This window comes from Pseudomonas sp. 5.2, from assembly GCF_059025405.1.
The window spans coordinates 99971-121598 of record NZ_JBYBHH010000017.1 but is presented as its reverse complement, the minus strand read 5'-3'; the positions used below and the strand labels follow the sequence as shown (position 1 = coordinate 121598).

General features: G+C 63.7%; 15 protein-coding genes. 11 read left to right on the top strand and 4 right to left on the bottom strand.

The window, feature by feature from the left end:
- Positions 1-25: 25 nt before the first annotated feature.
- Both AC5PZ0_RS22885 and AC5PZ0_RS22880 read right to left on the bottom strand, forming a co-directional pair.
- Complete coding sequence (locus AC5PZ0_RS22885; protein WP_493855804.1) at positions 26-2818, bottom strand: non-ribosomal peptide synthetase; 2793 nt, start codon at positions 2816-2818, stop codon at positions 26-28.
- Between the two features lie 222 nt (positions 2819-3040).
- Complete coding sequence (locus AC5PZ0_RS22880; protein ID WP_274886322.1) at positions 3041-4744, bottom strand: sigma-54-dependent Fis family transcriptional regulator; 1704 nt, start codon at positions 4742-4744, stop codon at positions 3041-3043.
- A 373-nt stretch (positions 4745-5117) separates the two neighbouring features.
- Between AC5PZ0_RS22880 and AC5PZ0_RS22875 the strand changes: the two genes are divergently transcribed.
- The 7 genes from AC5PZ0_RS22875 to AC5PZ0_RS22845 all read left to right on the top strand — a co-directional run bounded on the left by AC5PZ0_RS22875 (position 5118) and on the right by AC5PZ0_RS22845 (position 10688).
- On the top strand, positions 5118-5375 hold the full coding sequence (locus AC5PZ0_RS22875) for a phenol hydroxylase subunit (RefSeq protein WP_027596204.1): 258 nt from the start codon (positions 5118-5120) through the stop codon (positions 5373-5375).
- Between the two features lie 55 nt (positions 5376-5430).
- A complete protein-coding gene (locus AC5PZ0_RS22870; protein ID WP_027596205.1) occupies positions 5431-6426 on the top strand; it encodes an aromatic/alkene monooxygenase hydroxylase subunit beta in 996 nt (331 codons plus the stop codon).
- Positions 6423-6692 carry an MmoB/DmpM family protein gene (locus AC5PZ0_RS22865; RefSeq protein ID WP_099428932.1) on the top strand — a complete coding sequence of 90 codons (270 nt, stop codon included), beginning with the start codon at positions 6423-6425 and terminating at the stop codon, positions 6690-6692. Before AC5PZ0_RS22870 ends, AC5PZ0_RS22865 begins: the two co-directional genes overlap by 4 nt.
- 32 nt (positions 6693-6724) lie before the next feature.
- Positions 6725-8239: an aromatic/alkene/methane monooxygenase hydroxylase/oxygenase subunit alpha gene (locus AC5PZ0_RS22860; protein ID WP_493855803.1), complete on the top strand. Its 1515-nt coding sequence runs from the start codon at positions 6725-6727 to the stop codon at positions 8237-8239.
- A gap of 73 nt (positions 8240-8312) precedes the next feature.
- A complete protein-coding gene (locus AC5PZ0_RS22855; protein WP_099428934.1) occupies positions 8313-8672 on the top strand; it encodes a phenol hydroxylase subunit P4 in 360 nt (119 codons plus the stop codon).
- An 11-nt stretch (positions 8673-8683) separates the two neighbouring features.
- Complete coding sequence (locus AC5PZ0_RS22850; RefSeq protein WP_265969705.1) at positions 8684-9745, top strand: NADH:ubiquinone reductase (Na(+)-transporting) subunit F; 1062 nt, start codon at positions 8684-8686, stop codon at positions 9743-9745.
- A 43-nt stretch (positions 9746-9788) separates the two neighbouring features.
- Positions 9789-10688, top strand: a complete 900-nt coding sequence (locus AC5PZ0_RS22845; protein ID WP_493855802.1) for a SphA family protein — start codon at positions 9789-9791, stop codon at positions 10686-10688.
- Between the two features lie 221 nt (positions 10689-10909).
- On the opposite strand, the gene AC5PZ0_RS22840 is transcribed toward AC5PZ0_RS22845, so the two are convergent.
- Positions 10910-11608 carry a pirin family protein gene (locus tag AC5PZ0_RS22840; RefSeq protein ID WP_493855801.1) on the bottom strand — a complete coding sequence of 233 codons (699 nt, stop codon included), beginning with the start codon at positions 11606-11608 and terminating at the stop codon, positions 10910-10912.
- A gap of 221 nt (positions 11609-11829) precedes the next feature.
- Here AC5PZ0_RS22840 and AC5PZ0_RS22835 point away from each other — a divergent pair, with 221 nt between their 5' ends.
- Positions 11830-14301 carry a UvrD-helicase domain-containing protein gene (locus AC5PZ0_RS22835; protein WP_493855800.1) on the top strand — a complete coding sequence of 824 codons (2472 nt, stop codon included), beginning with the start codon at positions 11830-11832 and terminating at the stop codon, positions 14299-14301.
- A gap of 7 nt (positions 14302-14308) precedes the next feature.
- Here the strand turns inward: AC5PZ0_RS22835 and AC5PZ0_RS22830 are convergent, their stop codons facing one another.
- A complete protein-coding gene (locus AC5PZ0_RS22830; RefSeq protein ID WP_493855799.1) occupies positions 14309-19189 on the bottom strand; it encodes an NEL-type E3 ubiquitin ligase domain-containing protein in 4881 nt (1626 codons plus the stop codon).
- 185 nt (positions 19190-19374) lie between these two features.
- Here AC5PZ0_RS22830 and AC5PZ0_RS22825 point away from each other — a divergent pair, with 185 nt between their 5' ends.
- The 3 genes from AC5PZ0_RS22825 (at position 19375) to AC5PZ0_RS22815 (ending at position 21565) form a co-directional block, all read left to right on the top strand.
- Positions 19375-20301 carry an alpha/beta fold hydrolase gene (locus AC5PZ0_RS22825; protein ID WP_493855798.1) on the top strand — a complete coding sequence of 309 codons (927 nt, stop codon included), beginning with the start codon at positions 19375-19377 and terminating at the stop codon, positions 20299-20301.
- A gap of 68 nt (positions 20302-20369) precedes the next feature.
- Positions 20370-20789, top strand: coding sequence for a VOC family protein (locus AC5PZ0_RS22820; RefSeq protein ID WP_265969709.1), 420 nt, complete (start codon positions 20370-20372; stop codon positions 20787-20789).
- Entirely contained in the window at positions 20786-21565 is a 780-nt protein-coding gene (locus AC5PZ0_RS22815; RefSeq protein ID WP_493855797.1) for an alpha/beta fold hydrolase, read from the top strand. The genes AC5PZ0_RS22820 and AC5PZ0_RS22815 overlap by 4 nt, the downstream gene beginning before the upstream one ends.
- Positions 21566-21628 lie beyond the last annotated feature (63 nt).

Here is a 21628-nt window from a genome sequence, read left to right as displayed (position 1 = left end):
CCAGCGGGCCGACAGCGTTACCGCTTCAAGGGGAGGTCGCGCGTTCCACGGCCTGTGTCCCACGCGTCTTGCGCCGCCCGCTAACGCGTGTAATGACTCGCCGGGTCAGCGTGTTCCAGCAGTACGTCACCAGCACGCCACCAACAAGGGCCAGGGCCACCGCGAACAACGGCTGATCGACGATGCGCCGTGCCAGCGACTGGAACTGGAAGTGCGTCAAGTAGATGAACAAGGTGGACGAGGCGATCATCGCGCCCGCTCTGGCGACCACGCCCGGCACGGGCACGGACCGGAACCAGATCAAGGCCAGCATCGCCGGCAGGGCGATATCGATGTAACGGGCAAACGCCTGCCAGCCGAGGCCGGCAAGGGCCACCAGGTCGAGCTCGGCAATCAGCAGCAGCGCCACCGCACTGGCGACCGCTTTGCGCAGCGTCGTATCGGCGTAGTGAATGGCCATGCCCAGCACCATCACGGCCAGGTAATGCTGAGGTACCCGGTTGAGCAGGGCTGTGGTGTCGAACACGAAGCGGCTGAGCAGCACATCCGCCGCCACCAGTGCGCACGAGGCCATGACCAGGCAGGGGAACGGGTTGGCGATGATCGCCTTGCGCACACGCTTGATCGACAACACGACACCGAGGATCAGCAGCATCTGCACCAACACTTCGATGTACCAGTAATTGAACACGCCGACCTTGTCGGGCGGGAACCAGTTGGAGATCAACAGCAGTGATTGCCAGTGGACTCGGTCGAACACTGCCTGCACCAGTACTGTGTACAGAATCGTCGGCACCGCGATGGCGGCCAGGGACTTGAGCAGCATGCGCGCATCGCCGCGCTCATCGATGGCCTTGAACTGGAACCTGGCCAGGCTGATGCCGGAGATCAGGAACAGCACCGACGTCTCGCCAGCAATCCGCCACTCGGAAAACACATTCAAATGCCCGACGACAATCAGCAAAATGGCGACCATGCGCAGGAACACCGGCACTTCCATGACCCGCATCGACCACGTGTTGGCCGGGGTGCCTGGTTCGGCCAGTTCGGCCAGGTCCTGTACCGGGATCATTTCCCAGCGATCCGGCAAGTGGCCGATCAGCGCTTCGAGCACCATCGAGGCGCGGACGAACGACAGCGAGTCGCCGCCGAGCTCCACGAAGGTGAGGCGGGCATCGATGTGCGGAGCCTGCAGTATCTGCGCCCAGGCCTCGGTCAGTTTCAACGCCAGCGGTGACAGCGCCTGCGGGGTGCTGGCGGCGCTGTCATCGAAAGCCGCAGGCAAGGCGCGCTTGTCGATTTTGCCGTTGGGCGTGAGTGGAATGCTCGGCACGAACAGGAACATCGCCGGCACCATGTAGTCCGGCAGCATGCCTGCGATGGCTTGGCGCAGTTCAGCGGTCGCTATGGGCTGATCGGCGACGCAATAGGCGACCAGCCTGACACTTGCGTTGTCATGGTTGGCCAGCACCACGCATTGCTTGATGCGCGGCTGTCGGGTGATGGCGTTTTCGATCTCCGCCAGTTCGATGCGATGGCCGCGGATTTTCACCTGGCTGTCGCCGCGCCCCAGAAAAGTGGCGCTGCCATCGGCCAGGTACGTGCCCAGGTCGCCGGTGCGGTAGCAGCGGTCGGCCGGGGCGCCGGTGAACGGGTTTACCACGAACTTTTCCTGGGTCAGAGCCGGGTCGCCCCAATACCCCAGCGACAGGTAGGGGCTGCGGATCAGGATTTCCCCGACTTCGCCGGCTTCGACCAGGTGGTTGGCCTCGTTGACAAGCAACAGCTGCGCGCCGCCTATGCCTTTGCCCAACGGGATTTTGCTGTTGTCTGCGTGCGGGTCAAGCACGTGGAAGGCCATGGCCTGTGGCGTTTCGGTGGTGCCGTAAAAGTTCACGCTGGTGGCGTGAGGCGCAATCGCACACATCTGCTGGTACAGCGTAGGGCTGAGCGCATCGCCGCCCCAGAACAGGTAACGCAGGCGTTCGAACAGCAGCCCGTTCATCCGTGCGCCGGTTTCGATCAGTTTGCCCAAAGGCGGCGTCAGGTGGATGACGGACACGCCGTGGTCGTGTATCCACGCAGCCAGGCGCGACGGGTCGGTCAAGGTGGACTGGGCCGGGCAGAGGATGGTGGCGCCAATCGACAGCGGAGTGAACACATCGCGGTAAACCGGGTCGTGGCCCAGGCCGGATAGCAGCGAAAAGCGGTCATCCTGGGTAAAACCATGCTGCTGCACGTGCCAGTCGACGAAGTGCACCAGCGGCGCATGATGGGTGACGATGCCCTTCGGTTCGCCAGTGCTGCCCGAGGTGAAGGTGATGTAGGCCGGCTGAGCAGGGCTGACTGCGGGCAGGGGCGCTGACAGGCTGGGGAAGTGTTGCAGGGCATCAGCGGGGGCGTGCGGCACGTTCACGCAGTGCGCACGGCCAGGTTCGACCTCGACGTCGCCACAGCGCACTACAAAGGTAGGTTCGAGGGTGCGGATGATCTGGCCGATACGTGCAGCCGGGTACGCGGCGTCGGCGACGGTGAAGGTCAGCCCGGCGCGCAAGGCGCCGAGCATGGCATAGACCAGCGCCGCGCCGCGGCTTGCGACAATCACTACCCGATCGGCACCGATGGCGCCATTTTCGAGCAGGTACGTGGCGATACCCTGGCTGATCTGCTCAAGTTGTCGATAGCTGCAGGTGGCTTCGTGGGCAATGATCGCGGTTGCCTCGGGCGAGCGACTCGCCTGCTCCACAAAGGTCTGGAAAATCGGCTGTTCGGCACGGTAATCAAGGCTCAGCGTCGGGTTCGGGCGCAGATCCGGCATGTTGTGTGTTCGCTCCGCATGAACGGCAAGTGGCTGGCTGGATAGCACAACGCTAGTGCAGGGCAGCGAATGGCGCCAATGCGCTTGCGGTATTTGCGTGGGCGCTGAAATGGTGGGGCCGCTTTGCGGCCCATCGCGACGCAAGGCCGCTCCCACAACAGAACGCATCCCCCTGTGGGAGCGGCCTTGCGTCGCGATGGGCTGCAAAGCAGCCCCAAATGCTCAAGGCTTACCCGCTACGCTCTCGCCGGGTGCCTTTTTCAGCCGATAAGCCAGGGCAGGGCGGGTCATGCCGAGCAGCCGCGCCGCTTCCGAAACGTTTTGCCGGCAGCGTGCCATGGCCTCTTGCATCAGCGCCTCCTCGACGGCATCCAGGCCGGCGCCGCTGTCGAAGATCTGCGCCACCCAGCCCGGCGTTTGCAGGTCGCTGTCGGCCACCAGCCGGCCATCGCTGCCAAGGCCGATGCTGTCGATGGCGGGCGGTGCATGCGGGAACAGCGCATCCAGGCCGATACTCTGGTTTTCGTCGGTGATGATCACGCCGCGCTCCATGAGGTTTTCCAGCTCGCGGATGTTGCCCGGCCAGTCGTAATGCAGGCACACCTCCATGGCCCGGTCGCTGAGGCCGCGGGTTTTCTTGCCGTAGCTTTCATGCAGGCGCCCGAGGAAGTGCTCGATCAGCAGCGGGATGTCCTCGCGGCGCTCGCGCAGTGCGGGGATGCGTACCGGGAACACGTTCAGCCGGTAGAACAGGTCGGCGCGAAAACGCCCGTCCTTGACCGCCTGCTCCAGGTCTTCATGGGTGGCGGCGATCACCCGCACATCCACTTGGCGTGTGCGGCTGTCGCCCACCCGCTCCAGTTCGCCTTCCTGCAACACCCGCAGCAGGCTGGCCTGGGCGCGTGGCGTAAGCTCGACAATCTCGTCGAGGAACAGGGTGCCGCCATTGGCCCGCTCGAAACGGCCCATGCGGGCCTGCTGGGCGCCGGTGTAGGCGCCTTTCTCGACACCGAACAGTTCGGCCTCGATCAGGTCGGGCGGTATCGTCGCGCAGTTCAGGGCGACGAACGCCGCGCCGGCGCGCTCGCTGCGCAGGTGCAGGCTGCGGGCGATGACTTCTTTGCCGACGCCGGTTTCACCCAGCAGCAACACCGAGGCCTTGCCCGAGGCGACCTTGTCGGTGAGCGCGCAGCAGCGCCGGTACACCGCCGACTGGCCGATGCCGTAGAACTGCCCCGATTCGTACTGCAGGCGCTGGCGCAGGTTGGCCACCTGCACTTGCAAGGACTGCAACTCGTCGATCACCGGGTCGCTCTGGAAGTAGCGCATGAACGTTTCGGCGTCTTCCCATTGCTCCACCGGCTTGCCGATGATGCGGCATTCGCTGCCGCCACAACCGCGGCAGCTGACCTCTTTGTACAGCACCTGGCGGCCGAGGAAGAACGAGCTGTAGCTGATCGCGTAGCCCAGCAGCATCCAGCAGATTGGCTGCTCGGACTGAAGGTTTTCTTGCTGGCAGTTTTCCACCTCGAAAGAGTCTTGCCATTCGATGTCGGCGTAGAAATGGCCGTTGTCGAGGTCGATCTCCAGCTGCAGCGGGCGGACTTTGACCATGCCTTTGAGCGAGTGCAACTGGGGGCCGATGAAAAACATCTCCACCGGGTTGCCGTTGGGGCGCAGCTTGCGGGCGAGCTCGGCATCCTTGAGGCCGGACTGGTAGCCCAGGCGCAGGAAAAACCCCTTGGCGCGCTCGACGCCGAGCATTTCGATCAGCTCGCGGCGCATGCCGGCCATCATCGCCGCCTGCACCAGCAGCATGCGTTGTTCGTCCAGCCAGATCTTGCCTTCGGTGCCGAGGAATCGCACCCGTTCGGTGAGGTCCTTCAGCGCCGGCGCAGGTTCCGGCGCCCTGTACTGGGTAATCATTCGCGTGCGCCCCTTGCTTGTAGTTGTATGGGGGAATCGGCGCGTTCCGCTCAGGCGTGGGCGGGTGGTGGTTGCGCCGGGACGACCTCGGCGGCTCAGGCAAGGCTCGGGTCATCTCTTCTTTCTAAACCGCCTGAAACCTGCGCAAAAGTCAATCGCAGGACGCGTTGGTCATTTGCTCGAAGTGCCGTTGCGCGATTGAGCAAATGATCAATCGGGCGGGCTGCGGCGGCCGCTTGATCGCGTCTCGGCTTATCTTTGATTGGTGCAAAAGTCATTTTAAATCAATGGATTGAATTGTTTTTACTGCTCTGGAAGCAGGCCTGGCACAGCGGTTGCTCTAGCTCTTGCAAGCCTTACCGGAGCACAACCGATGACCCCAGCCACCACGCCCTTCGAGCAGATGCCGCGCTACGTCCGGGTACGCAGCGCGCCGGACGCCGCCTTTGTCGAGTTCGACTTTGCCATCGCCTACCCGGACCTGTTCGTCGAACTGGTTTTGCCACGCGCTGCTTTCGCGCGCTTCTGCGAAAGCAACCGGGTGCTTCACATGGACGCCGCAATGGCCGCTGCCGTCGATGCCGACATGCAGAAGTGGCGTTACGGCGAGCGCCACGACGACAACGACTGACGCGCCGTTTGCCGGCGCATTGCTTCCCCACAACAACAAGTACAGGACGCCTTGCATGAGTATCGAGATCAAGACGGCCACGGTCGAGCCGATCCGCCAGACCTTCAGCCACACCCGCCGGCGGTTCGGCGATAAACCTGCCAGTCGCTACCAGGAAGCCAGCTTCGACATCGAAGCCGCCAGCAACTTCCACTACCGCCCGCTGTGGCAGCCCGACAAGCTGCTCAACGACCCCAGCCGCACCGCCGTGTGCATGGCCGACTGGTACACCGTCAGCGACCCGCGCCAGTACTACTACGGCACCTACGTGCAGGCCCGGGCACGCATGCAGGAAAACGCCGAGCACAGCTTCGCCTTCTGCGAAAAGCGCGAACTGCTGGGCAGCCTGCCCGTCGCAACCCGTGCCCTGATCGCCCGCGTACTGCTGCCGCTGCGCCATGCCGAACTGGGCGCCAACATGAACAACAGCGGCATTGCCGCGGACGCCTTCGGTACCAGCGTCACCCAGATGCACATGTTCCAGGCCATGGACCGCCTGGCCATTGCCCAGTACCTGTCGCGCATCGGCCTGCTACTCGAAGACGACGGCCTGGCGTTGCTGGCCGAAGCCAAGCAGCGCTGGCTGGACGAACCGGCCTGGCAAGGGCTGCGCCGCTATGTCGAAGACAGCCTGGTGGTGCAGGACTGGTTCGAGCTGACCCTGGCGCAAAACCTGGTCAGTGATGGGCTGTTGTACCCGCTGCTGTTCGAGCACTTCGATGCACAACTGGTGGCGGACGGGGCAGGGCAGGTCGGCATGCTCACCGAGTTCATGCGCTTGTGGTTTGCCGAGAGCCAGCGGTGGGTCGATGCGCTGGTCAAGACCGTGGTCGGGGAGAGCGCACACAACCGCCAGCTGGTCGACGGCTGGGTGGCCCAGTGGCGCGTGCGCGCACGGGAGGCGCTGCTGCCGCTGGCCGAGGTCGGCCCTGGGCGCGAAGCCCTCGATGCCATCGACAGCGCCTTTGGCGCACGCCTGAAAAAACTCGGCCTCAGTGGAGACGCCGCATGACTTCCCTCGTCTACATCGCCTTCCAGGACAACGACAGCGCCCGCTACATCGTCGAGGCCATCACCCAGGACAACCCGCACGCAGTCGTCCAGCATCAGCCCGCGATGATCCGCGTGCAGGCCGAAGGGCGCCTGGAGATTCACCGCGCCACAGTGGAGGAAAAGACCGGCCGTGAATGGGACGTGCAGGAAATGCTGATCGACGTCATCACCCTCGGCGGCAACGTCGAGGAAGACGAAGACTGCTTCGCCCTGCACTGGAACTGACCCACCCAACGACCAGCATTCGGAGAGCCACCATGGCCGCCAAGCGCCTCAACCAGAAAGACAAATACCGTTGCCTGACCCGTGACCTGGGCTGGGAACCGAGCTACCAGAGCAAGGACGCGATCTACCCCTACGAACGCTTCGAGGGCATCAAGATCACCGACTGGGACAAGTGGGAAGACCCCTTCCGCCTGACCATGGACGCCTACTGGAAATACCAGGCCGAAAAAGAGAAAAAGCTGTACGCGATCTTCGACGCCTTCGCCCAGAACAATGGCCACCAGAACATCTCCGATGCCCGTTACGTCAACGCGTTGAAGCTGTTTTTGAGTGGTGTCACGCCCCTGGAATACCAGGCCTACCAAGGCTTCGCCCGCGTCGGCCGGCATTTTGGCGGTGCCGGTGCGCGGGTGGCCTGCCAGATGCAGGCGATAGACGAACTGCGCCACGTGCAGACCCAAGTGCACGCGATGAGCCACTACAACAAGCACTTCAACGGCCTGCATGACTTTGCCCACATGCACGACCGGGTGTGGTTCCTCTCGGTGCCCAAGTCGTTTTTCGAGGACGCCCGCACGGCTGGCCCGTTCGAGTTCCTCACGGCCATCTCGTTCTCCTTCGAGTACGTGCTGACCAACCTGCTGTTCGTGCCGTTCATGTCCGGCGCCGCGTTCAACGGCGACATGGCCACCGTCACCTTCGGCTTCTCGGCGCAGTCGGACGAAGCCCGGCACATGACCCTGGGCCTTGAGGTGATCAAGTTTTTGCTCGAGCAGCACGAGGACAACGTGCCGATCGTCCAGCGCTGGATCGACAAATGGTTCTGGCGTGGCTACCGGCTGCTGACCCTGGTCGGGATGATGATGGACTACATGCTGCCGAACAAAGTGATGTCGTGGGCCGAGGCCTGGGAGGTGTACTTCGAACAGGCTGGCGGCGCGTTGTTCAAGGACCTGGAACGCTATGGCATCCGCCCGCCGAAATACGTCGAGCAGACCACCATCGGCAAAGAACACATCAGCCACCAGGCCTGGTCGATCTTCTACCAGTACAGCCAGGCCACCAACTTCCATACTTGGATCCCCACCGACGAGGAGCTGGACTGGCTCTCGGCCAAGTACCCAGACACGTTCGACCGCTACTACCGGCCGCGTTACGAGCATTGGCGTGACTTGCAGGCGCGCGGCGAGCGCTTCTACAACCCGACCCTGCCGATGCTCTGCCAGATCTGCCAGATCCCGCTGGCCTTCACCGAGCCGGACGCGCCCACGCAACTGAGCCACCGCAGCCTGCTGCACGAAGGCGAGCGTTACCACTTCTGCTCCGATGGCTGCTGCGACATCTTCGCCTACGAGCCCGACAAATACGTGCAGGCCTGGCTGCCGGTGCACCAGATCCTGCAGGGCAACTGTGGCGGTGGGGATGTCGAGGCGGTGGTGCGCGACTACTACAACATCGCCCCCGGGCAGGACAACTTCGAGTACCAGGGCTCGCCCGAGCAGCTGCGCTGGGAGGCCTTGCAACGTGCCGGGCGCAAGGCCGGCTGAACCGCCAAAACACCGCAACTGCCTGGGCGCCTTGCTGCGCCCGGGCCCATACAAGAACAAGAGGAACCTTGCCATGCCCGTGACCGCCATCGGCGCCTACACCGCCCAGCCCCTGGACCTTCAGGCCAACTTCCACGGCGCCCAGCTGGTGTACCTGTGCTGGGAAAACCACTTGCTGTTTTGCGCGCCGTTCACCCTGCCCGTGGACCCGGCGCAGCCGTTCGCGGCCTTCATCGAGCACGTGGTCAAGCCGGCCATTGCCCTGCACCCCGATGCTGCGCAGGTGGATTTCACCGCCGTGCGCTGGCGCCTGGACGAACAGCCATTCACGCCTGACCTGTCCCGTGGGCTGGCTGCCAACGGTGTCGTCCACAAGAGCCTGCTGCACCTGCATACCCCCGGCCTTGAAGGCCTGGGCGGCAGCCATAACTGAGGAGCGCTGCCATGAGCTATCAAGTCACCATCGAACCCACCGGTGAACAGATCGAGGTGGAGGAAGGCCAAACCATTCTCGAGGCTGCCTTGCGTCAGGGCGTGTGGCTGCCGTTTGCCTGCGGCCACGGCACCTGCGCGACCTGCAAGTGCCAGGTGCTGGAAGGTGAGGTCGACCTGGGGGCGGCGTCCTCCTTTGCCCTGATGGACATGGAACGCGACGAGGGCAAGGTGCTGGCCTGCTGTGCCATTCCACAAAGCGACCTGGTGATCGAGGCCGACATCGACGTCGACCCTGACTTTGCCGGCTTGCCGGTACAGGACTACCGCGCCGTGGTCACCCAACTGGTTGAGCTGTCGCCGACCATTCGCGGCGTGCACCTCAAGCTCGACCGGCCGATGGCGTTTCAGGCCGGGCAATACGTCAACCTGCAGCTGCCTGGCATCGAGGGCACCCGCGCGTTCTCCCTGGCCAACCCGCCTGACCGGCCCGATGAGGTGGAGCTGCACGTGCGCCTGGTGGAAGGCGGCGTGGCGACCGGGCACATTCACCGGCAGCTCAAGGTGGGTGACGCGCTGGGCCTGTCCGGCCCTTACGGGCAGTTTTTCGTGCGCAGCGCTCAACCGGGCGACCTGATCTTCATCGCCGGTGGCTCAGGGCTGTCGAGCCCGCAGTCGATGATCCTCGACTTGCTGGCGCGGGGCGACACGCGACACATCACCTTGTTCCAGGGCGCACGTACCCGCGCCGAACTGTACAACCGCGAGCTGTTCGAAGCGCTGGCGGCCCGCCATGCCAACTTCAGCTATGTGCCAGCCCTTAGCCAGGCAGCCGAGGATGAGCAGTGGCAGGGGGTACGCGGCTATGTGCACGACGCTGCCAAGCAGCATTTCGACGGCCGCTTCAACGGCCACAAGGCCTACCTGTGCGGCCCGCCACCGATGATCGACGCCGCCATCAGTTGCCTGATGCAGGGCCGCCTGTTCGAGCGCGACATCTTTATGGAGCGCTTCTACAGCGCTGCTGATGCCGCAGGTGAAGGCCAGCGTTCGGCGCTGTTCAAGCGCATCTGACCGGCTTATTGCACGACCGATAACAACAACAAAGGTTGACCCGATGAACCCGAAGCTTGCCAACCTGCTACGCCTTGCCGCCTGCGCCACGCTGTTCGGTGCAGCCAACCTTTCACAGGCCACCGAAGGGGGCGGCACGTCGTACCCGCTCGGTGCCGAAAACTACATGTCCGGCGCCATGCCGCCGCCGGGTGTCTATGGCCAATTGTTCGTCAACCACTATGAGGCCGACAACCTGCGTGGTAACGACGGCAGCAAGCTGCCGGTAGACTTTCGCGTGCGCGCCAATGCGATCGTGCCACGCCTGATCTGGGTGAGTGATTACACGGTATTGGGCGGCAGCCTTGCGCTGCACACGATTGTGCCGCTGGTGGACCTGAAGGTTTCGGTCGATGGCCAGTCGCAGCACAACCGTGGCCTGGGGGACGTGATTTTTGGCCCGGCGCTGGGTTTTCACCACAGCGACAAGTTCCACAGCATCCTGGCCTTCGACATGATTGCGCCCACTGGCCGTTACGACAAACACGACCTGGCCAACCCTGGGCGCAACTACTGGGTGTTCGAGCCGGTGTACGCGATGAGCTACGTCGACCCCGTAGGGCTCAACCTGGATGCCAAGGTGATGTACGACTTCAACCGTAGCAACCCGGATACCGATTACCGGTCTGGGCAGGAGTTTCATGTCGACTATGCGGTGGGGTGGGGGCTGGGCAACGGGTGGGTGTTGGGGGTAGGTGGTTATTACTACCGCCAGACGACTGACGACCGCCAGGACGGCGAACGTATTGAAGATAACAAAGGGCGCAGCTTTGCCATCGGGCCGTCGATCAAATACAGCGGCGAGGGAGGGTGGTTTGTGACGGCGAAATGGTCGAAGGAGACCGAAGTGCGTAACCGCGCCCAAGGGGACGCGTATTGGGTGAAGCTGACGTTGCCGTTTTGACTTTCAGGGAAACTGCCCAGCCTCTTGGGGGCAGTTCACATTGTTGCGGGCTTGTCCCGCGAATGAAGCTACGCGGTGCATGGCACCGGCTTCGCCGGTGTTCGCGGGGCAAGCCCGCTCCCACAGAGTCGCCGCTAAATCAATGAGCAAGACAGTTGCTCCAACAGAGTCGCTGCTAGCTCAATGCGTTAAGTTTTGCTCAATGGGAGCAGGCAATCGATTCAGGCAACATCCACCAGCACGATCTCGCTGTCCTCGATAGCCGTCACCCGCAACACGTCCTCTTGCTCGATCGCCACCCCATCGCGCGCTTTGGCCTGCAGGCCGTTGACCTCTATCAATCCCTTTGCCGGCACCAGGTAGCCACGGCGCCCGGCATCGAAGCGGTACTCGGCGCTTTCCCCTGCACGCAGGGTCGCGGCCACCAGCCGGGCATCGGTGCGAATCTGCAAACTGTCTTCGTCACCTTCACGCCCGCTGGCCAGGGTCACGAAGCCTTCGCCACGCTCACCGGTGGGGAAAGGGCGGGTACCCCAGGTCGGCGCATCACCCACTCGCTCAGGCACTACCCAAATCTGGAAGATCCGCGTATCGACGTCCTCCAGGTTGTACTCGCTGTGCACGATGCCGGAGCCTGCACTCATCACCTGCACGTCACCCGCTTCGGTACGGCCTTTGTTGCCCAGGCTGTCCTGGTGGGTGATCGCGCCTTCACGGACGTAGGTGATGATCTCCATGTCACGGTGCGGGTGCGGCGGGAAACCGCTGCCAGCGGCGATCAGGTCATCGTTCCAGACCCGCAGGTTGCCCCAGTGCATGCGAGCAGGGTCGTAGTACTCGGCAAATGAGAAATGGTGGTGGGCATCGAGCCAGCCGTGGTTGGCGTGGCCGAGGCTTTCGAACGGTCGCAGTTGCAGCATGGTCGTGCTCCTTGAATCAGTGGAATGACGCCATGATGCGACAAAGAAAGATCGAAAATAAGCGTAAATATCGGCTAATAATGATCGAATTGGTAGATCATTAAGGCTGCGGCTTTTTATCCGTTTCATCGCCTAATCCACTGATCTGCAAGCATTCGCTGGTGATTTTTGGTGGATGCGGCGAACATGGCACGCTGATTTTGTATTCCATCGGAGTGACCGTGGCCCACGAGCATCCCCAGGCGCCTGCCGACCTGACCCCACCTGCCCAGTTACCGTGGTTTCGCCGCCTGGCCGCCCGCCTTTTGGGGCGGGGCCTGACCCGCTTGCAAGCCCAGCATCGCGACTCCTGGTTCCTCGGCCACGCCACAGGCCAGCGCAGTGGCCATGCCGACGGGGTGCGCGAAGGCTTCGAGCGCGGGCGTGTGGAAGGGTACGAGGCGGGGCGCCAGGTGCTGGTTATCCGCGATACCCGCCCTGACACCGCCGCCGTACCCGGCCAGGACGACAACCTCTTCGACGATTGGCGCCTGCCATTGACCGCCGAATTGAAGAAGCGCTTCAAGGCCGATGTGGCCCAGCGCCTGCCCGCCGAGGCGCAACCCAGCGCGGCCCAGTGGAAGCTGATTTTCAGCGACACGCCGTCCACCTGTGTGGTGGCGGGGGCAGGGGCGGGCAAGTCCACCTCGCTGGTGTTGCGCATTCTGCTGCTGCGCCATTACCTGGGCTACGAGCTGGACGCGATGACCGTGGTCACCTTCACCCGCGAATCGCGCAAAGACTTCATCAAACGCCTGCTGCAGGTGTTCGCCCTGTGGCAGATCGACCTGCAGCCCGCGCTGGCCCGCGAGCTGGTGCGCACCTTCCATTCGCGCATCTTGCCGCTGGTGCGCAGCCTGCCAGGTTTTGGCCAGGTGCGCGCGTTCGAGACACTGGGCAACGAGATGCCGGCGGGCCGCGAGGCCGAAGCCGAGAGCAACCCATTCGACCTGCGCCTGAACGATGCGCAGCGCCAACAACTGAACCTCTGCTACAGCACCTTGCTGGGCGATAACCCCCGCTTTGCTGAACTCATTGGCCTGCTGCGCAGCGAAGCGTTGCAGCTCAAGCCGGTGGACCCTAACCACCCGGAGGTGCAAAAGCGTGCGCAGGTGACCCAGTTGGCCGCCCAGCGCGACGAAGAGCTGTGCGATGTCATCGAAGACCTGTGGTTCGCCGCAGGCGCCTGGCCGATCAAAGGCATCGAGCCGTGCCGCGACACGGTCGAAATCCGTGGCAGCCGTTTCCATGTGCATGGCCGCCTTGAGGGGCAGGGGGCCTGGGTGGTGTTGGGTTTCGACCCCGCGGAAAGTGCCCAGTATCAGCGCCCCGGCGCCAAGCTGGCGGTGCGTGCCGAATGGGCGGTCAAGCGCACCCTGCTGCAGGCCTTCTGCGACAAACCGCTGATCTGGCTGGACAACTACGCGGCCGCGCGGCGCTTGGCTGCCTCCCTGGCCGGTGATGCGGTGGCTGGCCCCGGCTTCGAGTACAAGGTCAAGGGCGAACTGGCCCCGGCACCGCTGCTCGACGCCTTTGTCGGTGCCGCCAACTTCATCGAGAACCTGGGGCTTGACGTGAACGGCGCCGTGGCGGCGATGAGCTTCCCGGCAGGCGACAGCGACGGCCTGTTCTTCGAAGCCCTGGCGCTGTACTGGAAGGCCCTGGAGGCGCACCTGCTGGACCAGTCGCCGCCGGTGATGAGCTACAACCGCATGTTTGCCCTGTTTGGCGAGAACAACCCGGAAAACCTGCAACTGCTGCCCGACCCCTTGCTCAGGCCCCTGGCGCATTTGATGATCGATGAGTTCCAGGACGTTTCGCCGCAAATCGTCAGTTGGCTGCGTGCCTGCCTTGCCGAGATCCGCCGACGTGGGCCGTCGATGCACACCGGCCGTAATGCCCAGCATTCGTCGCTGTTGTGCGTGGGTGACGACTGGCAATCGATCTATGGCTGGCGCGGCAGTTCGCCGAAGTACTTCATGGAGTTCACCAAGGCCTTTGTGTCACCGGCCAACACGCGGGTGATGATGGTCGAGAACTACCGGTGCCAACAGCAGGTCATCGATGCGGCGGAATTCCTGGTCAAGGGCACGCCCGCGATTACTGGCAAGAAGGCCCGCGCCAGTGGCCCGGCAGCCGAGTTGCCGGGCTCGCCGGTCAAGGTATTCGACCGCGACGAGGCCGCGCTGGGCGAGACCCTGATCGAGCATTATCAACGCGGCGAGTCGGTGATGATGCTGTACCGCAAGGGCAGCGACAAAGCCCTGATGAACGACCACCTGCAGGCCGTGCTGCACGCTGAGGCAGCGCTGCCGGCAGAGCAACGCCGGCTGCGGCAGTTGACCTACCACAGCGCCAAAGGTTTGCAGGCCGATGCGGTGTTCATGCTTGGTGACTGCCAGTACCTGACCAGCTCGCCGTACAAGAACCAGGTCTATCGCCTGGCCGGCCTGGGTAAGGCCGGTGATGCCCAGGCATTCGATACCGCGCAGAAGGAAGAAGTACAGCGCTTGGCCTACGTTGCGGTCACGCGTGCGGTCAGGCACTGCTACTGGCACGTGGAAGCGGCCAACAGTGAAGCGCCGGCGGCGCCGCGTGCGTCGAGCCAGGTTGATGGCCGGCAGGCCTTCTTCGAAGACCTGCGCGGGCAGTGAGGGCGGTTTAACCGCCCAGGGTTTGCGCCTGGCGGGTGAGGCTGGCTAGCAACCCCGCTTGCACCGCTTGCTGTTCGACGGTCAATGCATCCATGGCGTTGTTGAACTGCCCCTCGTTGAGTGGCACCCGGTGAAGGTTGCCTTGCTCGTCCACGGGCGACGCTGGCAGGACATCGATCAACGCACGTACTACCGATCTGTCCAGGCGGGTAACGGCTTCGTGTGTTTCATTCACGCAGTAGAAGAGATAGTCGTGGCCCTGTCGCCAGAAGTCGGTGAGCAGCGTGAACTGCGCGGCATACTCGCGTTCCAGGTAGCTTACCCACCCCGGCTGCTCGAGAAGCCATTGCAGCCGGGCATCGGGGTCGGCGTCGAGGGCGAGCACGGCGGCCTCGACCCTGTCGATGATGACCTGGTTAACATTGGCAGTAGCGCGGTAGTGCATGCCGTGACTGGGCTCTGGGAAGCCCAGCGGCTCAGCCAGGGATTGGCGCAAGGCCAGGCGAAGCTCGATATCGTCCACTGCGCCGCCGATCAGTTCGACATCGGGATAAGCAGCGGGGTCATCGAGTTCATCGTGAGGTGGTAGGGCTTCGTCGAGCACGCCGTTCTGCAGGGCTCGCTTGCGCATCAACCTTTGGACACTGATGCGGTCGGCCATTTGATTGACCTGATCGCGCCGGTACAGCTTGCGATACAGCGCCAGCAACTCGCCAGGGCGAGTACCGGCGCCGCCCGCCGCCTCGTAAGCCAGCACTTCGATCTCCAGGGCACTGAAGGCGTCGGCCCCGGCATCCCCGCAAGTGGGCGGGAAGTCTTGGGCCACCGTGTTCAGGCGTTTGCGCAGCGCACTGTCCCCAGCCGCTTTTTCCAGCAAGGCCCAAACACGGTTGCGCAGGCTCTGCGCATCGCGCTGTGCTTCAGCGGATTGGCTCAGGCGTTCCAAGACCCCTTGCAGGGCGTTGTTCTCCCCCGGCTCGAACAGGTCGCGCCACAGCTTCTCCTCGGCATCGCTCGCCGGGTTGCGCCAGAGCGCTTGCCACTCGGCCATCGCCCCTGCGCGCTCAAAGACGTTGACGCCACTGTCGCCCAGGCGTGTACGTGTTTCGGCCTCCAGGTCGTTGTAGTTGAACAGCCAGTGGCGCTCGGGCAAGCGCGCCGAGACATCACGGGCAAACGGTGTACGTAGTACCCCAGGCAGGTCGGGCACGTTGCGGATGCGATTGTAAGACAGGTTAAGGTGGCGCAGCCGGTACTGTGGCTGGCTCATCAGTATGGTCAGGCCTTCGGGCCATTGCTGCAAGTCGCAGCGGTGCAGGTTGAGGTGGCTGAGGCGGGCCATGAAGCGCAGGTCGGGGGCCACTTGAAGCGGGTTGGAATCCAGGTGCAAGACGATTGGGTGGACCATGTCCTGGAAGCGTGCGGCAAGCCTTTCATCCAAAGTGATGTGATTGTCCCCCAGGCCCAGCGCACCCAAGCGCAGGCGGGTCAGAAACTGCAAACTGGCGTCATCCAGTTCCAGAAAATTACTGCGCAAATTGAGTATGCGCAGGCCCGGCATCGCGCCAATGGCTTGCCGACCCGCAGGGGTGAGGGCCCTTAGAGCATTGCCGGTCAGGTTCAGATCGCGCAGCCTGGGGGCAGCCCTCAGCGCCTCGAACAGTGCCTCGACATTCATGTTCGGATTGCGGTTCACGTCCAATGCGTGCAAGTGAGGGAAGTTGGCCAGGAAAGCGCCTTCCAGGCGCTCCAGTTGCAAGCCGTCGAGCCGTAATTCATGGATATGCGGCATGGTGGCAGTGATGGTTGGCAACTCGCGCAAGTGAATACGCTCCAGCCATAACAGGTTGCGTTGTTCGCCGCCTTCGCGGCGGCAGGCGCTCATCAGGCGCTCAGCACACTGCTGGCGGCTTCGACGGTCTTCCAGGTCCTGCGCGGTATCGATCCAGCGACCCAGATCACGGTCTAGGGTACGCTGCTCGGCTTCCAGGCGGTTGATCGCTGTGCCCAGGTCACTTACTTCTTCCAGTTCGGTTTGCAACGCGCTGATTTGCGCATTGTCGAGCTCTGGGTAGAGCGCTCGCAAACGGCGCGCTGCCGCCCCCGTCTGACCACGGCCACTGAGCGGGTAACCGAGCCTGCCACTTGCCAGGCGTAGAGGCGAGCGGAACCCCGGCTTGATCGGTTGCTGGCCCAACAGGACGGCACAGTGCTGCCGATCGGCAAGCGCGATCTCGAGCAGTTCGGCGGCTGTGGCCTCTGGGTGTTCGGCCTGCAAGGCCTGCTGCAATCGTTCAGTGTCAGTATTGGCCAGGCTGTGCCGAAACAGGCCGATGACGGCCCGGTCCAGCCTGGCGCGGGCTTGCAATAGGCGCGCCTCTTCGCCGATGCGCAGGGGCAATCGGCCTGCGGCCAGGCGCTGACGTTCAGTGCTGTTGGCATGGTCGAGAATTTCGTCGAGGGCGCTGTCCGGCAGCCCTGGGAACTGGCGGGCAAGGGCCTGCGCTGCGGGGCGCTGCGGTTCACGATGGCCTTGCTGCAAACTGTCAAATATCGCCTTGCGGCGGTTGGTCAGATGCTCAGCGAGCGTGTCGTTCAGTACCGAGGCACGTTGTGCGTGTGGGGTATCACCTAGCATCAATTGCACCGTGGGCTCATCCATCTGCGCCAACACGGTCTGGCTCAGTGCGCCACTGTCAAGGTCGGCGCGGGTGATCTCGATCTCTGTCTGCCCTGGTACGGCGGGCGGACCATAGCGCACTGCCTTGCCCCACGGCTCTGGGCCTTCGAAGACTTTGAGTACGTGATCCTGCGGCCACTTCGGCAAGTTGAGCAGTTCGGGCAGGGCATAGTTTTTGTGGGCCGCGAGCGGCAGGCCGTGCCGTACGTGCTCAATGAGGGTGCCCACTTCGTTGTCCAGTTGCAGGCGCAGCAGCGTGTCGGCCAGCAATGCCGGGGGGCGTAAGCCAGCAGCATGGGCACGGCGCAGGCTGGCCGTGTCGGTGCCGGTGCTGCGCAGGGCTGTGAGCAATTGCGCATCGTCCAGCCCCTGGCTGCGATGGCCGAGACGGCGTAGCAGCTGTATGTCGTCCCACTCGTGAGCATGTTCATGGGCCAGCTGCCAGCGGCCGTCACCGATTGGCCGCACGTGCGGCGCATAAGCCTGAGGGGAGTCGGGGTGACGCACGCGCCAGTGCTGTTCAGGGTCCTGGAACACTTCGTACAGGTTGCCTTCCAGCGCCATGTAAGCCTTGCCCTGGTGTTGATGAAGCCCGAGCGCATCGGGCTTTGCACCTTCAGCAAGCGCCACATTGCTGGCATACGGCGCCATGTCCGGGTGCCACAGCAGTTCACGGTCTTCCTGCCACACCGCCTTCAACGCATCGACGAAACCGGATGCCTGGATAACCTTGGCGCCAGCGGCGAACCCGGCGATCACTGCGGCATTGATGGCCAACGATTGCACCTGCTGCAGCGCCTGCGCGGTGTCGCCTTCCTCCCAGGCTTCGAATCCGGTGAACACCGAACTCATCAGGTCATAGGCAAATACCCCGAGCATAGCGGTGTTCAGGCCCGGCACGAAGAACGCGGCGACATTGAGTACGTTCATGCCCATTTCAAACCAGTGTTGCAGGCGCGCGTTACGCGCTTTGGCGTCTACCTCGGCGGTGGGCACAGCGATGGTTTTGGCGTCGGCCTTCATGCGTGCCAGGTGCGCTCTGTACAACGTCGGCCAGGGCGCATTGCCCACAGGCGAAGGGGTAACGTGCAAAAGCGGATTGCTGCGCAGCGTGCGGTTGCCGTTCGCATCCACCTCGAACAGCGCGTGCTCCAGTTTTGCCGACAGTTCCACTTGGCGATCTTTGTAGGCGAACTGCAGCAATGCACGACGGAATTCGCTGCGCTGCAGCCGGTGCCGCAGGTGCTGCCCGACCGCCTGAACCGAGACGAACTCGCGCACCGGGTGCTCACTGTCGTCCGGGATGTAGAGGATGCAAGGGTTGCTCTGGTGCGGCGCATCAGGCCCGATAAGCAGGATTTCGTGCAGAGGGATATCGAACAGGCTGAAACGCCAGCACTGCAGATTGTGTTCACCATAGGCCGGGGCGCTGACATTGCTGCACAGTTGCATCAGTGCGGTTCGCCCGCGTTCGCTCAGCAAGCCCTTGAGCCAGGCAACCTGCGCCTGCACCCGCAAGGACTCGCGGCTCGCCTGAATCGACAGGCGCTCGACCTCCAGCCGGTTCGCGCCTTCATGGGTAGCCTGCAGGTGGCCCTGATACTGTTGGCCCAGGTCCAGCGCCCGGCACTGCTCAACGAAACTGGCCATGTTCAGGCCCCGCAAGGGTGAATCATCGCCTGCGGCGCGGGTCAGCCGGCTATAGGCACCGACTTCCGTGAGGCCTTCGAAGTTGTGCAGGGCGGCTTCCAGCAAGCTGCGCGGTTGCGGCGCGCCGACGGGGCGGGTTGCGAGCACGTCTACCGGCTGCTCCGGCACCAACGGGTATTGGGGGTCGGGTACGCCGACCCATGGGTTGATGATGGGCTCGAAGGGCTGGAACACGTACTGGGCCTGGTCCACGGCCATGTTCAGGCCTAGGCGATCAGTCAGCAGCGGTCGGCAGAATTCGATGATGCCTTTGAAACCGGGCAGTGCCTGGCGGAGCTGGGCGAGGCAGGTGTCACGGGTCTCGACCAGCAGGCGCAGTTGCAGACGCTGCTCGGGTTCGGCGCTGGCGTACCAGCTGTAAGGCGTGCCATCGGCCGCCAGGTAATCCTTGCGTACCCGCTGCACGACGCGTTCGGCATGGCCGGGATGCAGGGCTTTGCTCCATAGCGGCAGCGTGCGCGTGATCTGCGCGTGATGTAAGGGTGGGGTGCTTGTCATGGTACCGACCTCTTGAGCAGGGAGGCGGTAGTCGACACTCATCCGGGTGCCGAGTGGCGGTAGATAATTGCCGGCAGCAGTCGGTCTCGCGCATGTACGGGTCGGTGAGGGGCCAACAGTGCAGGTGCATCTGCGAGAGGGTGGGGTAGGCCATGGCGGCCGGTTTGCAGCCAAGGGGAGCTTCTATGCGTTCGCTGTGCGGTCCCAAGGATCATTTGCTTGACCTCGACGGTATTGAAATAGCGGTACGTACCTGGGGGCCGGAAGACGGTATCCCGGTGCTGGCCTTGCATGGGTGGCTGGATAACGCCGCCTCGTTCGATCGGCTCGGGCCGTTGCTCGACGGCTGTTTCGTGGTCGCGCCGGACCTGGTCGGCCACGGCCGCTCCAGCCATCGCCGCCACGACAGCGGCTATTACCTCTGGGAGCATGCCGAGGACATGCTGGCGGTGGTCGACAGCCTGGGCCTGGCGCCCTTCCATGTGCTGGCCCACGGCATGGGCAGCGGCATCGCCTCGTTGCTCGCCGCCCTGTCCAGCGGCATTTCCAGCATGACCTTCCTCGATGGCATGGGCGCGCCGTTCACGGTCGCGGAGGATGACCGCGTGCAGCATCTGGCGCGCTCCTACCGGCTTAAGCGGATGGTCCAGCGCAGCCAGCTACAAGGGTTCGGCGAACCCGACGCGAGCCGCTTCGACACGATTGAAGCGGCCTTGCAGCAGCGCCGCCAGCGCTTGGACGGCGAGCTGTCGGAGGAGGCTGCGCGGTTGCTGGCCCGTCGTGACCTGCTGCAGGTTGGCGACGGCTATTGTTGGCGCCACGATCCACGCTTGGTGCTGCCCGAACCCATGCCGTTGACCGAGCGAGAAGCCTGTGACCTGCTCAGCCAGATCCAATGCCCGCTGTACCTGATGTTCGGCCGACAAGGGGCCTTTAGCGGCAACGCGTACGCCCAGCGTGAAACGGCCTTGCCTGGCCATGCGCGGGTTTCGTGGCACCCTGGCGGGCATCACTTCCACCTTGAGGCACCGGACCGGGCTTTAGTCGATCAGTTGCTGCGGCTGCTGGCACGTCATGAAGGTGGCCAGTTACAGCGCTTGGTCAATGAGTAGCGAGCACGCCGAATAGTGGGCTATGGTGGCGTCTGACCCTCGCGCACACGCCACAAGGAGTCCCCGGCATGCGACCGTTCGCCATCAAGCACATCGACCACCTTGTCCTGCGGGTCAGCGACCTGCCGCGCAGCCTCGCCTTCTATGTGGACGTGCTGGGCTGCACGGTCAGCAAGGTGCGTAAAGACCTGGGCATGGTCCACCTGGCGACGGGCACTGCCATGATCGATCTGGTCACGCTGGACGGTGTGCTGGGGCAGCCGGGTGGCGCCGCGCCTGGCGCAGAGGGGCGTAACCTGCATCATTTGTGCCTGCGTATCGAGCCCTTCGATGAGGCGGCATTGACCGCTTACCTGCGCGCTGCGGGTGTAACGGTGGAGCCTGCCGAGAAACGCTACGGCGCTGAGGGCGAAGGGCCGTCGTTGTACTGCTTCGACCCCGATGGCAACCAGGTCGAGCTCAAAGGGCCGGTGCCGGAGGCGTCATGACGGGTTTGCAGACGCACGAGCACTGGATCGCCACGGCCCAAGGCACGCTGTTCGCCCAAGAGTGGTCGCCGTCGCAGGCGCAGGGTGCTCCCATCATTCTGTTGCACGATTCGCTGGGGTGTGTGGCCTTGTGGCGAGACTTCCCTGCGCAACTGGCGCGCAGCACCGGGCACCCGGTAATCGCCTATGACCGCCTCGGTTTCGGTCGCTCCGACGCGCATCCCGACCGGTTGCGTCTGGGGTTTGTCGAGGCCGAAGCGCGCCAGGGCTTTGCGGCGGTGCGCGAACACTTGCATATCGACGCCTTCATTGTCTTCGGCCACAGCGTGGGCGGGGGCATGGCGGTGGGGTGTGCGGCAGCGTTCGCGGACCATTGCCAGGGGCTGATCACGGAGTCCGCCCAGGCCTTTGTCGAAGCACGGACGCTGGAGGGTATTCGTGCGGCGGATCTGCAGTTTGCAGAGCCCGGGCAGTTGCAGCGGCTGCGCCGTTATCATGGCGACAAGGCCGAATGGGTATTGCGTGCGTGGGTGGGTAACTGGTTGAGTGAAGACTTCGCCGAGTGGAGCCTGGATGCGCTGTTGCCGCAGGTACATTGCCCCTTGCTGAGCCTGCACGGTGATAACGATGAGTTCGGCTCCCAGGCTCACCCCGAGCGCCTTGTCGCGCTTACCTCGGGCCCCGGCGTGTTGCGGCTGATACCGGGCTGTGGGCATGTGCCGCACCGGGAACAGGCCGATGGGGTGTTGGCGGAGGTTGGGCGTTTTCTGCGGTAAATTCCAGGTCAGAGGTTGCAGGCCCCAATGGGGTCGCTGCGCGGCCCATCGCAGCGGTTCAGC